The organism is Klebsiella sp. 10982, from assembly GCF_048589245.1.
In the GTDB taxonomy this organism is placed as follows: domain Bacteria; phylum Pseudomonadota; class Gammaproteobacteria; order Enterobacterales; family Enterobacteriaceae; genus Klebsiella; species Klebsiella quasivariicola.
In genome coordinates, this window is sequence record NZ_JBMAXV010000002.1 from 251,420 (window position 1) to 264,911 (window position 13,492).

The following is a 13,492-nucleotide window of genomic DNA, read 5'->3' on the forward strand; positions in this document are numbered from 1 at the left end:
AGCGAAGGTAACGCTATGAAAGAGGGCGAGAATTGATAGCGATCAATCCGAACTGGCTTGTTACTGCGCAGCAAAACCTCGATTACCACCAAGGTGGTATAAGATGTTATTTTTTAACTTATTGTTTTTTAATGATTTTCACCTCAAAAAGCGGCGCCTCACCGGGATTTGTTAACAACGGAGGTATTAAGGGGTAGAGCCATTTCACTGGCAAGCCCACCTGTTCTGGCTCAGCGGTCGATGCGGACAATTTTCTCCAATAGTATGTTGTAACTAATTAAGCGGTTAAAAAAGGCGCCTCCGTGGGGAGCGCGCCTTTTTATACGCCAACGTTACCGCGGCCGATTACTGACGCTTACGACCGTATACCGCCCAGGTGATCACCACGCAGGCAATATAGAACACGAGGAACACTTTCATCGCCCCGGCCGGCGAGCCGGTCAGATCCAGCGAGATACCGAACGCTTTCGGAATAAAGAAGCCGCCGATAGCGCCAATGGCGGAGATAAAGCCCAGTGCCGCCGCGGTATCGGTCGCCGCCTCGCGCATCGCCTGGGCTTCGCTGCCGCCCTGGGCCTTCACGCGGTCCATGGTCAGCTTACGGAAGATCACGGAGATCATCTGGAAAGTGGAGGCGCTGCCCAGCCCGGCGGTCAGGAACAGCACCATAAACACCGCAAAGAAGGCGATAAAGTTGCCGCCCTGGCCGTTGGTCGGCAGGGTCAGGAACAGCAGCGCACAGAAGACAGCCATCACCACGAAGTTGACCAGCGTTACGCGGGTCCCGCCGAGACGGTCGGAGATCGCCCCGCCCATCGAACGCGCCAGCGCGCCAATAAACGGGCCGAAGAAGGCATAATGCAGGATCTGCACATCCGGGAACTGGGTTTTCGACAGCATGGCGAAACCGGCGGAAAAGCCGATAAAGGAACCGAAGGTAGCCAGATAGAGCAGCGCCATGATCCACAGATGCAGGCGTTTGAGGACCGGCAGCTGTTCGCTCAGCGACGCTTTAGAAGCCGACAGGTCGTTCATAAAGAACCACGCCGCCAGGGTGAAAATAACCAGGAAAGGTACCCAGATCCACGCGGCGTTTTCCAGATACAGCATCGAGCCGTCCGGCTGTTCGCTGCCGGTCCCGCCAAAAATGGCAAACACCGAAACCGACACCACCAGCGGCGCGACCAGCTGCATCACGCTGACGCCCATATTACCGAGACCGCCGTTGACGCCGAGCGCTCCGCCCTGCTTCGCTTTCGGGAAGAAGAAGCTGATGTTGGCCATACTGGAGGCGAAGTTGGCGCCGGCGAAACCGCACAGCAGAGAGATAATCACGAAAACGCTAAACGGCGTGGAGGTATCCTGAACCGCAAAGCCCAACCATACACAAGGCACAATCATGATCCCGGTGCTGAACGCCGTCCAGCGACGGCCGCCGAACAGCGGCACCATAAAGGCGTAAGGTACACGCAACAGGGCGCCAGACAGCGCCGGCAGCGCGGTCAGCATAAACAGCTGATCGGTCGTAAACTGAAAGCCCACTTTGTTGAGGTTGACGGCAACCGCGCTAAACAACATCCACACGCAGAACGCCAGTAACAGACAGGGAACGGAGATCCATAAATTACGGCTCGCCACACGGTGGCCGCGCTGTTGCCAGAATTCAGGATCTTCAGGCCGCCAGTCGGTAATGACCGAGCGATTAGCCTTCTCCGGGAGGGAAGATTGACTCATAGATACCTCTGATTATTCATATTTCCTGCCGCTACCTTAGGGGTTGCCCGGGGCGGTAAGTTGATATAAATCAAAGGAAAAGCGCGCACTAATTTGTGCAAAAATAAACCATGCTCCGAAGTGAGTAGAGAATGGTGGGGAAAAAAGTGTGGTTTTTCACGCGACTGCCGGGTTCCGTATAACCCCTCCCCCAACGCCACCTACCACCGACAATTAAGGAGTAACTCTTTAGGGGTATGGGTATACTCCAGGGGATAGCCGAGAATAAGCGCCACTCCCGGAGAGATCCCCGGTTCAGGAGCCACGCATTCCATGTTAAAACGTCTTTTTACCCCGCTGACGCTGGTCAATCAACTGGCGTTAATCGTGCTGCTCGCCACGATTATTGGCGTCGCCGGCATGGCGATCTCCGCGCGCCTGGTGAACGGCGTGCAGGGCAGCGCGCACGCCATTAACAAGGCCGGTTCATTGCGTATGCAAAGCTACCGGCTGCTGGCGGCGATCCCGCTGAATGAAAACGATCAAAAACTGGTGGCGGACATGACCGCCACCGTCTTCAGCCCGGAGCTGCAAAATTCCGCCCGCCGCGACGGCCAGGAAATCCAGCTTAAAGCCCTGCAGCAGTACTGGCAGCTGGCGCTGGCCCCCGGCATGCAGCGCGCAGTCAATCAGGCGGAAGTGGCCCAGGATGTCGCCGACTTTGTCGATCGTATCGACCAGTTGGTCACCGCATTCGACCACACCACCGAGCAGCGTATCGAACGGGTGGTCTGGATCCATCGCATCCTCGCCATTGGTATGGCGCTGCTGCTGATCTTCACTATCATCTGGCTACGCGCCCGCCTGCTGCGGCCGTGGAAACAGCTGCTGAGCATGGCGCGCGCGGTGAGCCAGCGTGATTTCACCCAGCGGGCGCACATCAGCGGCCGCAACGAAATGGCGACCCTGGGCATGGCGCTGAATAACATGTCGGAAGAGCTGGCGGAAAGCTATGCCGTGCTCGAGCGGCGGGTGCAGGAGAAGACTGCCGGACTGGAGCAGAAGAACGAGATCCTCGCTTTCTTATGGCAGGCCAACCGCCGGCTGCACTCCAGCGCCCCGCTCTGCGAACGTATTTCGCCGGTACTGAATGGCCTGCAGGGGCTGACGCTGCTGCGCGATATCGAGGTACGGGTTTACGACCTGGAAGACGAAGATAATCACCAGGAGTTTACCTGCCACTCGGATGATGACTGTGATGATAAAGGCTGCTACCTCTGTCCACGCAATCTGCCGCCGCTGCCGGATGGCGGAACAACGCTGAAGTGGCGGCTGTCAGATGCGCATAGTCAGTACGGCATCCTGCTGGCGACGCTGCCGGTTGGCCGCCATCTCAGCCACGATCAGCAGCAGCTGGTGGATACCCTGGTGGAACAGCTGACCAGCACCCTGGCGCTGGACCGCCATCAGGAGAAGCAGCAGCAGCTGATCGTCATGGAAGAACGGGCCACTATCGCCCGCGAGCTGCACGACTCCATCGCCCAGTCGCTATCCTGTATGAAGATGCAGGTTAGCTGTCTGCAGATGCAAGGCGACGCCTTGCCGACGGAAAGCCGCCAGCTGCTGGGGCAGATCCGTAACGAACTGAATACCTCGTGGGCCCAGCTGCGGGAGCTGTTAACCACCTTCCGCCTGCAGTTGACCGAGCCGGGGCTGCGCCCGGCGCTGGAGGCCAGCTGTCAGGAGTACAGCGCCCACTTCGGCTTTACGGTGCAGCTTGATTACCAGCTCCCGCCGCGCTTTGTGCCCTCGCATCAGGCGATCCACCTGCTGCAGATCGCTCGCGAAGCGTTGAGCAACGCTCTGAAGCATGCCAGCGCAACCGAAGTAACCGTGACGGTGTCACAACGCGATAATCAGGTTCGTCTGGTGGTAGCGGATAACGGCCGCGGCGTACCGGACCACGCCGAACGGAGTAACCATTACGGTTTAATTATTATGCGGGATCGCGCCCAGAGCTTGCGCGGTGACTGTCAGGTACGACGCCGGGAAACCGGTGGAACCGAAGTGATCGTCACGTTTATCCCGGAAAAAACGTTTTCCATCCAATAAGGAGACCCTCATGAGTCAACAGGAACGGGCAACTATCCTTCTCATTGACGACCATCCGATGCTGCGCACCGGCGTGAAACAGTTGATCAGCATGGCGCCGGACATCCAGGTGATTGGCGAGGCCAGCAATGGCGCGCAAGGTATCGAGCTGGCCGAGTCGCTGGATCCTGACCTGATCCTGCTGGACCTTAATATGCCGGGCATGAACGGTCTGGAGACGCTGGATAAGCTGCGTGAGAAATCCCTTTCTGGCCGGGTAGTGGTCTTCAGCGTCTCCAACCATGAAGAGGACGTTGTCACCGCCCTGAAGCGCGGCGCCGATGGCTATTTGTTGAAGGACATGGAACCGGAAGATCTGCTGAAAGCGCTGCAGCAGGCGGCCGCCGGAGAGATGGTATTAAGCGAAGCATTAACGCCGGTGCTGGCCGCCAGCCTGCGCGCCAACCGCGCCACCTCCGATCGGGACATCAGCCAGCTGACCCCGCGCGAGCGCGACATTCTCAAGCTGATAGCCCAGGGACTGCCGAACAAAATGATCGCCCGTCGCCTGGATATCACCGAAAGCACCGTCAAAGTACACGTAAAGCACATGCTGAAGAAAATGAAGCTCAAATCCCGCGTGGAAGCGGCGGTATGGGTCCACCAGGAGCGAATCTTCTAAGGCGAGTCCGTCCAGGAGACGCCTGGCGTGGTAAACTTGACCAGCGGCTCGGTCAGCGCCAGGGCGATCTCATTGGAGGAGACGCGCTGCCCCTGTTTATCCTCCACCACCACCGACAGGCGCCAGCGGTTCGCGGCGCCCGGTTCACTGTTCCACATCGGCATAATGATGCTCCAGCCATCGGGGCTGCTGGCATCTACCGGCGGCGTCAGGCTGAGGGCCTGGGTGTCTCCCTGCCAGTGCAGCGCCTTGATGCCATGCAGACTATGGATCTGCAGCTTCAACTGCACCGTCTCCCCGGACTGCAGATCCCAGGGCGGCGTGGCCAGATAGACCGTCAGATTTTTGCGCTGACGATACTCCACCACCGGCAGATTATCCCGCTCCGGACTATCGAAGCGGCTCCCGCGCAGCGAGTTGCTGATCGCCACCTCGTCTGCCGCCAGCTGCTGCTTAAGGGGTACGCCAAAGCGGTAGTTAAGCTTCAGGCCAACATTGTTCTGACTGACGCCATTTTCCCCCTGTTTATGCTTGGCGGTCACGGTGACCAGGGGGACCGGGGTGTAATTGAGTCCGACGGAGACGGCCACCGGGTTGTGGTAGCCGGTGCCGGTATGAAACAGATCGACGCTGTCGCCGAAATACTGTTCAACGCTGACGCTGGTATTAATGTGCTGATAGAACGGCAGCCGCGCCTGGGCGGTGACATCATATCCCGTAGCCATCCGCTGCTCCTGAGTCTGATTCTCGCGCAGTTGCCAGTCGCCCAGCGGATGGTAGTAGTTTGCCGACAAGCGGAGATATTCTCCCCATGCCTCGGCGCCAACACTGCCACGCGCCAGGCTTTCGCTCAGTACTTTGTCGTAAAACGAGTTATAGCCCAGCAGCCAGCCGCCGACCCGCCAACGCTGGCCAAGCCCGATGTTGCCTACCAGATCGTTCTCGCGTTGGGTCACCGAGTACTGGTTCCACGTCAGGTAGCGGTCATTATCCTTCAACGGTACGAACCAGCTCCCTTTACTGCCGGTGAACTTACCCTCTTTATCGACCAGCAGGTCGACATTGGCGTTGCCCCACGGCGAGAGCCAACTCTCCAGCTGATGACTCACTTCATTGCCGATTTTACTGATGGCAAACAGCTGCGCCTGTTCACCCGCCGTCAGACCATTGTCGCTCATGCTGGCCTCGCCAAACTTCTTCGCCACTTCGGCAAAGTGCCGGGCGTCGTCATCAACCTGGGGAGCAATCCCCATATCGGGCAGCGGATCTTGCGCTTGCGCAGGGCGGGTGGTGTCGCTGGCGGTCAGCGCCCAGACGGGAACGCCCGGCAACAGCAGGAGAAAGGTCAACGTTGGCAACAAACGGAACGACACAGGCATTAACAGAGTTTGCGCAAGCTCACAAAAATGGATAGAAGTGTTAGTTTATCGTTTTTTCCCTGCTCCCGCAGCCCTGTGGGCAATTCCAGGAATAAGCTGAAACCGGTTGGGTAAGGTGCCGCCCAACCGGAGGCGTCGCTGCGCGCCACCGTTACGCCCGGGTTCGTTGCGCCGCCAGCAGCGCGTTGAGCTCCGGCACGCAAGAGCCGCAGTTGGTCCCGCATTTCAGCTTCCCACCCAGCGCCCCGACGCTGGCGCAGCCGCTGGCGATGGCCTCGTTAATTGACCATTCCCCCACCCCAAAGCAGCTGCAGACGATCCGCCCCCGCGGCGCGACGGCGGCGCCCGGTCGGCCGCTAAGCAAGGCATGTCGCTGGACGGCATCGGACGGCGGCGCGGCAAAGGCAGCGCTTATCCATGCGCAATCAACCGCCGGCTCGCGCGCATCGCTCCACCAGCCGAGCATCAGCCTTCCCTGATGCCAGGCCAGCAGGTTCCACACCGCGCCGCCGTCAGCCACCTGTAACTGCCAGCCGCGCCGGGCGCACCACGCGCTGAGCCACTGTCGGGCAGATGCCTCCCCGGCCAGCGAGTAGTGCAGCACGCCTGGCGCCGCCCGCCGCCGCCAGTGCCAGGCCGCAGGAAATGGTAACGGTTCGCGGCAAAAAAGCTCGCTGTGCCAGGCCGGTTGCCAGGCGGCGATGGCCACCGCCGCCTGTTTACTTTCCGGCTGGCCGGAATACGGGTCCGTGACGGCGGCCAGCAGGTTATTTACCCGCCCCTGACGGGCAAACTGGTTGTTCCAGTGCATCGGAACAAACAGCGAGCCGGGGCGCTGCCCTTCGCTGATCGCCACTTTCGCCACCATCACCCCATGCCGCGACCAGATCCGCGCCAGCCCGTCAGCGGGAAGCTGATAGCGAACGGCATCCTGCGGCGCCACCTCCACCATTGGCTCAGCGATATGCTGCATCAGCCGCGGCACCGCGCCGGTACGGGTCATGGTGTGCCACTGATCGCGGATCCGCCCGCTGTTGAGGATCAGCGGATAAAAGGCATCGGTTGTCGCCCGGGTCGGTTGAGGCGTCACCGGCACCATCCGCAGCCTGCCATCGCCATGCCAGCCGCGCGTGATATCCCAGGCGACCTCGCTGCGGCTGACCGGCCAGCGCACCGGCGGCATGGTGTCCCACGCCTCACGGCTGAGATCCGCCAGCGCGCCGATATCAAACGCCCGCTGGCCGTCGTTTTCGAAACCGGACAGCGCCGCATGCTCGCGGAAGACGTCATGCGGATGCTGCCAGGCAAACGCCTCGCGATACCCCAGAGCCTGGCCCACTCTGGCGATGATCCACCAGTCCGCTTTCGCCTCCCCCGGCGGCGGCAGAAAGCTGCGCTGACGGGAGATCCGCCGCTCCGAGTTGGTGACCGTGCCATTCTTCTCGCCCCAGGCCAGCGCCGGAAAGCGGATGTGGGCGAAACGTCCGGTATCGGTCTGGGCGGCGACATCCGAGACGATCACCAGCGGACAGGCGGCCAGCGCCTGGCTCACCGCGTGGCTGTCAGGGAGCGACACCACCGGGTTGGTACCCATGATCCAGACCGCTTTGACCTCGCCGCGGCCAATGGCGGCAAACAGCTCCACGGCGGTCAGCCCGGGGGTCTGCGCCAGCCGTTCCGTCCCCCAGAAGCGGGCCAGCCGCTGCAGATCGTCTGGCACAAAATCCATGTGCGCCGCCAGCATCGTCGCCAGCCCGCCGACTTCGCGGCCGCCCATGGCGTTGGGTTGACCGGTCAGCGAAAAGGGGCCGCATCCGCGGCGGCCATACTTCCCGCTGGCCAGATGGACGTTGATGATGGCGTTACATTTGTCGCTGCCGCTGGCGGATTGATTGATTCCCATGGTGTAGAGGGTGATCGCCCGCGGGGCGGCGATGAACTCGCGATAGAATCCCGCCACCTCATCGGCAGGCAGACCGCAAAAGGCCGCCACCCTCGCCACGTCCCAGCCGCGGGCGGCGGCCAGCGCCTGCGGGCCGTCGCGAAAGCCATCGACGCAGGCTCCTGCCTCAGCCAGGGCGTTAAGCAGCCCCGCAAACAACCCGCCGTCGCTTCCTGGGGCCAGCGCCAGATGGCGGTCGGCGATCTCGCAGGTAGCGGTGCGCCGGGGGTCGATCACCACGATCCGCAATCGGGGATTATCCCGCTTCGCCTGCGCCAGCCGCTGGAACAGCACCGGATGCGCCCAGGCGGCGTTCGAGCCGACCAGCACCACCAGATCGCTGTTTTCCACATCCTCATAGCTACAGGGCACCACATCGGCGCCAAAGGCCCGCTTGTAGCCGGTCACCGCCGACGACATACACAGCCGCGAATTGGTGTCGATGTTCGCCGCGCCGATAAATCCCTTCATCAGCTTGTTGGCGGCATAGTAATCCTCGGTTAACAGCTGGCCGGAGGCGTAAAAGGCCACCGCCTGCGGGCCGTGCTGGTCGATAACCTGTTGCAGGCGCGCAGCGGTCTCCGCCAGCGCCTGAGACCAGGCTACCTGCTGGCCGTCCACCTCCGGCGCCAGCAGCCGCCCCGCCAGGCCCGTGGTCTCCCCAAGGGCCGCCCCTTTGACGCACAGGCGGCCGAGGTTGGCCGGGTGCTGATCGTCGCCGCGCACGCTCACCTGCCCCGCGTCGTCCACGCTCGCCAGCACCCCGCAGCCTACGCCGCAGTAGGGGCAGGTCGTTCGGATGGTCTGCATCAGGAGGCCTCCGCTCGGGCCAGCAGCTGCTGGCTGCCCACCCACACTTTGCCGTTTTCCACTTTCACCGGCCAGGCGCGTACCGCCTGTTCACTGCCGTCGCACGGCCAGCCGTCGCGCAGGCGAATCCGCTGTTTGTACAGCGGGGAAATCACCACCGGCTCGCCGCCGACGTCCCCTAACAGCCCGCGTGACAGCACGTTGGCCGCGCTGCCCGGCTCGCGGTTGTCGAGGGCGTAGACCCGATCGCCAAAGCGGAACAGGGCAATCTGCCGCTCCCCTAAGCGGGCGCCGATCCCCGCCTGCGCCGGGATGGCGTCAAGGTCGCATACCGCCTGCCACGGCCGGGATGGGAGTTCGCCCTCGGGCAACGTCTCAGTCTGTAACAGCTGCGGCTGACCACGCAGCTCGTGGCGCTGCACCGCCTCGTCCGGCTGGTCGCTATTAACGAAGGAGCGGAACAGCGCCAGACGCTGCGGATCGTTGAGGGTGGTCTGCCACTCGCACTGGTAGCTGTCGACGATCCGGGCCATCTCCTGCTCCAGCTCCTCGCCAATGCCGAGACTATCCTCCAGCACCACCTGCCGCAGATAGGCGACGCCGCCCTCCAGGTTATCCATCCAGGTGCTGGTCCGCTGCAGGCGATCGGCGGTACGGATATAGAACATCAGCAGACGATCGATGCTGCGGATCAGCGTCGCTTCGTCGAGATCGCTGGCAAACAGGTCGGCGTGACGCGGTTTCATCCCGCCGTTGCCGCAGACGTACAGATTCCAGCCTTTATCGGTGGCAATCACCCCGATATCTTTCCCCTGGGCTTCGGCGCATTCGCGGGTGCAGCCGGAGACCGCCATCTTGATTTTGTGCGGGGCGCGCAGCCCTTTATAGCGATGCTCGAGCCGCACGGCGAGCCCGGTGGAGTCCTGCACGCCGTAGCGACACCAGGTTGAGCCGACGCAGGATTTCACCGTGCGCAGCGACTTGCCGTAGGCGTGGCCGGTTTCAAACCCGGCGTCGGCCAGCTCGCGCCAGATAGCCGGCAGCTGTTCCAGCCGCGCGCCAAACAGATCGATACGCTGGCCGCCGGTCACTTTGCTGTAGAGCTGGTAACGTTTGGCGATCTGCCCGATAGCGATCAGCCCGTCCGGCGTCACTTCCCCTGCCGCCATCCGCGGCACCACCGAATAGGTTCCGTCCTTCTGGATATTGGCGAAATAGCGGTCGTTGGTATCCTGCAGCGGCAGGTGCGCCGGCTTCAGCAGGTACTCGTTCCAGCAGGAGGCCAGCACCGAGGCCACCAGCGGTTTGCAGACATCACAGCCGTGTCCCTGGCCGTAGCGGCTAATCAATTGCTCGAAGGTATGGATATGATTGACCCGTACCAGGTGGTAGATCTCCTGGCGCGACCACGGGAAATGCTCGCAGACGTCTTTTTTCACTTCGACGCCCTGCTCCGCCAGCTGGTACTCCATCACCTGTTTCACCAGCGCGCTGCAGCCGCCGCAGCCGGTAGCCGCTCTGGTGCAGCTTTTTATCGCCGACATATCCCCCGCCCCATTGTTCACCGCCTGGCAGATATCGCCTTTGCTGACGTTATGGCAGGAGCAGATCGGCGCGCTGTCCGGCAGCGCCGCGACGCCGAGCGCCTTCGGCGCGGCGCCCTCCAGCGCGGGCAGGATCAGGCTCTCCGGACGCGGCGGCAGCGCCATGCCGTTCAGCATCATCTGCAGCAGCGTGGCATAGTCGCTGGCCTCCCCCACCAGCACGCCGCCAAGCAGGGTTTTGCCGTCCTGACTGACGACGATTTTTTTGTACACCTGCTGCGGACCGTCGGTCCATTGATAGCTCTGGCAGCCCGGCGTGCGCCCCTGCGCATCGCCAAATGAGGCGACGTCCACCCCCAGCAGCTTCAGTTTGGTACTCATGTCGGCGCCGCTAAAGCAGGCGTCTTCTCCCGCGAGGGTGGCCGCGGCGATACGCGCCATCTGATAGCCCGGCGCCACCAGACCGTAAATTTTATTGTCCCACAGGGCGCATTCGCCTATCGCCAGCACGTCCGGGTCAGAGGTGCGGCACTGGCCGTCGATGTGAATGCCCCCGCGTTCGCCCACCTGCAGCATGCAACCGCGGGCCAGCGCGTCCTGCGGACGGATCCCCGCCGAGAAGACCACCATGTCGGTCCGCAGCGCGCCGCCGTCGGCAAAGTTCAGCCGCAGGCCGTCGGCCTCGCGCACGATGGCGGTGGTCGCTTTGCTGGTATGCACCCCCACGCCGAGGGCGACGATCTTCTCCCGCAGCATCGCCGCCCCGCCGTTATCCAGCTGGACGGCCATCAGGTTCGGGGCAAACTCCACTACGTGCGTGTCCAGCCCCAGCTGTTTCAGGGCGTTAGCCGCCTCCAGCCCGAGCAGGCCGCCGCCGATAACCACTCCGGTCTTCGCCGCGGCGGCATGGGCGGCGATACGGTCGAGATCGTCAAGAGTGCGGTAGACAAAGCACCCGTCGAGATCGTTGCCAGGGATCGGCGGAACAAAGGGATAGGAGCCGGTCGCCAGCACCAGTTTATCCCAGTGGGTTTCATGTCCCTCGGCATCTCGCACCAGCCGCGCGTCGCGGTCGATCGTCGCCACCGCCTCGCCGAGGCGGAGTTCGATGCCGTGCTGGTGAAAGAAATCATCGGCCACCAGCGACAGCGATTGAGCGCTGCGCCCGGCGAAATATTCGGAAAGATGTACCCGGTCGTAGGCGGGGTAACGCTCTTCGCCAAACACCACGATTCGATATTGCTGATGCAGATTGCGGCTCACGCATTGTTCGAGAAAATGGTGGCCGACCATGCCATGTCCCACCAGCACTAATACAGGTTTCGTCATTGTCATCATTCCTGCAGCCTGCGGCTGCGTTGAAGAGGGGTCAAAAAGCCAGTCCGCGGTGGCGGGCTCGTCGCTTTCCAGGCGCGCGGTGAGCGCGGCGGCGGCGGTGCAGTCGCCCATCAGCAGCACGCCGCGCAGGCGGCCATCGCGCAGCAGCAGGCGGCGATAGTGGCGGTCGATGGGGTCCCAGCTGGTATAAATGTCATCCTGTTCGCCGGCCTGCTGCTCGCCAGCGCTAAAGAGTTCAATGCCGGTAACCTTCAGGCGGGTCCCGGCGTCCTGCCAGACAAAGCCCTCGCCGGGGGCGCCGCACAGGCGATCCGCCAGCACCTCGGCCTGGCGCAGGCAGGGAGCCACCAGCCCCCAGGTCTGGCCGTCAATTTCGCAACATTCCCCGACGGCGCTGATCCCCGGCAGCGAGGCGGCCATCTGGCGGTCAACCACGATCCCCCGCTGACACAGCACGCCGCTCTGCGCCGCCAGACGGCTGTTAGGCTGCACGCCGGTGGCCAGCACCACTCTGGCGGCACGGAAAGCGCGCCCGTCCGCCAGCCGCACGCCATCCTCTTCGATGGCGGCGATCCGGCATTCCAGCACGCAGCGGATGCCGCGCGCTTCAAGTTGCTGCCTGAGCTCATCGGCGGCAAAAGCGTCGGTCAGCGGCGCCATTAATCCGCTGCCGCGATGCAGAAGAGTGACCTCCCCGCCATGGCGACGCAGCGCCGCCGCCGCTTCCACACCGAGTACTCCGCCGCCAATCACCACCGCCGGGCCGGGTATCGCCAGAATACGTTCCACGTCCGCCAGGGTGCGGAAGGGCATAACCTGCGGACGATCAATGCCCGGCAGCGGCGGGATAAAGGGCCGCGAACCGGTGGCGAACACCAGCTCATCCCACGGCAGCCAGGTTTCCGCGATGCGCAGCCGCCGTTGCTGAATATCGACTTCATCGACCGCCTCGCCAGACCGCAGGCACACCCCGTGCCGGGTGTACCACTCCGCCGGCAGCAACGGGATCTGCGCCGCCGTTTTTTCACCTGCCAGCAGCGGCGAGAGCTGAATGCGGTTATAGGCCGGGTGCGGCTCGTCGCCGACGACGGTAATGGCAAACCGCGCGGGGTCGCGCTCAACCAGCCGCTGCACCAGCCGGGTGGCCGCCATGCCGTTACCGATCACCACCAGTCGCCGCGTCATGACCGCCTCCTTACGCCGCTTTCGGCTGTTTTTCATACAGGAAATGGAGGATCTGCTGGCGCAGATGGTGATACCGGCTGTCGTCCGCCAGCTGAACGCGGTGGCGCGGACGCGGCAGATCGACCGCGAGGATCTCGCCCACCGTCGCCGCCGGACCGTTGGTCATCATCAGCACCCGATCCGAGAGCAGCACCGCTTCATCAACGTCGTGGGTGATCATGACGATGGTGGTATTGAGCTCCTGCTGGATATGCATCACCGTGTCCTGGAGGTGGGCGCGGGTCAGCGCGTCCAGGGCGCCGAAGGGCTCATCAAGCAGCAACACTTTCGGCTTCATCGCCAGCGCCCGGGCGATACCCACCCGCTGCTTCATGCCGCCGGAGATCTCCCCGGGACGTTTGTGCAGCGCATGACCCATCTGTACGCGCGCCAGGTTGTGTTCGATCCACTCCCGGCGCTCACTCTTGCTCATGGTGCGACGGAACACCTGATCCACCGCCAGCGCCACATTATCGAAACAGCTCAGCCACGGCAGCAGCGAGTGGTTCTGGAAAACCACCGCCCGCTCCGGCCCGGGCCCGGCGATTTCCCGGTTATCACACAGCAGTCCGCCCTCGGTGGGCGTCGTGATCCCGGCGATCAGATTCAGCAGGGTCGATTTTCCGCAGCCCGAGTGGCCGATCAGACTGATGGTCTCCCCTTCGACGATATCGAAGGAGACATTCTGCAGCGCCAGGAACTCGCCGCTGGCGGTGTTAAAGCGCTGGCTGACGGCCTGTACCTGAATTAATGGTTTCATGTTGGCTCC

The 13,492-nt window shown here is 62.7% G+C and carries 8 protein-coding genes; 2 read left to right on the plus strand and 6 right to left on the minus strand.

Going from position 1 to position 13,492, the window contains the following annotated elements; genetic code table 11:
- Window positions 1-118: 118 nt before the first annotated feature.
- Together ACKLKD_RS02830 and ACKLKD_RS02835 are read right to left on the minus strand one after the other, a co-directional pair.
- Window positions 119-220, minus strand: coding sequence for a hypothetical protein (locus ACKLKD_RS02830; protein WP_032409060.1), 102 nt, complete (start codon window positions 218-220; stop codon window positions 119-121).
- 125 nt (window positions 221-345) lie between these two features.
- A complete protein-coding gene (locus ACKLKD_RS02835; protein ID WP_025712008.1) occupies window positions 346-1,734 on the minus strand; it encodes a NarK family nitrate/nitrite MFS transporter in 1,389 nt (462 codons plus the stop codon).
- A 312-nt stretch (window positions 1,735-2,046) separates the two neighbouring features.
- Between ACKLKD_RS02835 and narX the strand changes: the two genes are divergently transcribed.
- Both narX and narL read left to right on the plus strand, forming a co-directional pair.
- Complete coding sequence (narX, locus tag ACKLKD_RS02840) at window positions 2,047-3,825, plus strand: nitrate/nitrite two-component system sensor histidine kinase NarX (RefSeq protein WP_004175566.1); 1,779 nt, start codon at window positions 2,047-2,049, stop codon at window positions 3,823-3,825.
- 10 nt (window positions 3,826-3,835) lie between these two features.
- Complete coding sequence (narL, locus tag ACKLKD_RS02845; protein ID WP_002910198.1) at window positions 3,836-4,486, plus strand: two-component system response regulator NarL; 651 nt, start codon at window positions 3,836-3,838, stop codon at window positions 4,484-4,486.
- On the opposite strand, the gene ACKLKD_RS02850 is transcribed toward narL, so the two are convergent.
- From ACKLKD_RS02850 to ACKLKD_RS02865, 4 genes are all read right to left on the minus strand, one after another.
- Window positions 4,483-5,865, minus strand: a complete 1,383-nt coding sequence (locus ACKLKD_RS02850; RefSeq protein ID WP_080896699.1) for a YchO/YchP family invasin — start codon at window positions 5,863-5,865, stop codon at window positions 4,483-4,485. The two genes, narL and ACKLKD_RS02850, sit on opposite strands and share 4 nt — an antisense overlap.
- Before the next feature lie 151 nt (window positions 5,866-6,016).
- Complete coding sequence (locus ACKLKD_RS02855; protein WP_080896698.1) at window positions 6,017-8,617, minus strand: nitrate reductase; 2,601 nt, start codon at window positions 8,615-8,617, stop codon at window positions 6,017-6,019.
- Complete coding sequence (gene nirB / locus ACKLKD_RS02860) at window positions 8,617-12,684, minus strand: nitrite reductase large subunit NirB (protein WP_077254009.1); 4,068 nt, start codon at window positions 12,682-12,684, stop codon at window positions 8,617-8,619. Before nirB ends, ACKLKD_RS02855 begins: the two co-directional genes overlap by 1 nt.
- A 10-nt stretch (window positions 12,685-12,694) precedes the next feature.
- The gene (locus ACKLKD_RS02865) at window positions 12,695-13,483 is read right to left on the minus strand and encodes an ABC transporter ATP-binding protein (protein ID WP_004145418.1); all 789 of its coding nucleotides are present in this window, start codon (window positions 13,481-13,483) and stop codon (window positions 12,695-12,697) included.
- Window positions 13,484-13,492 lie beyond the last annotated feature (9 nt).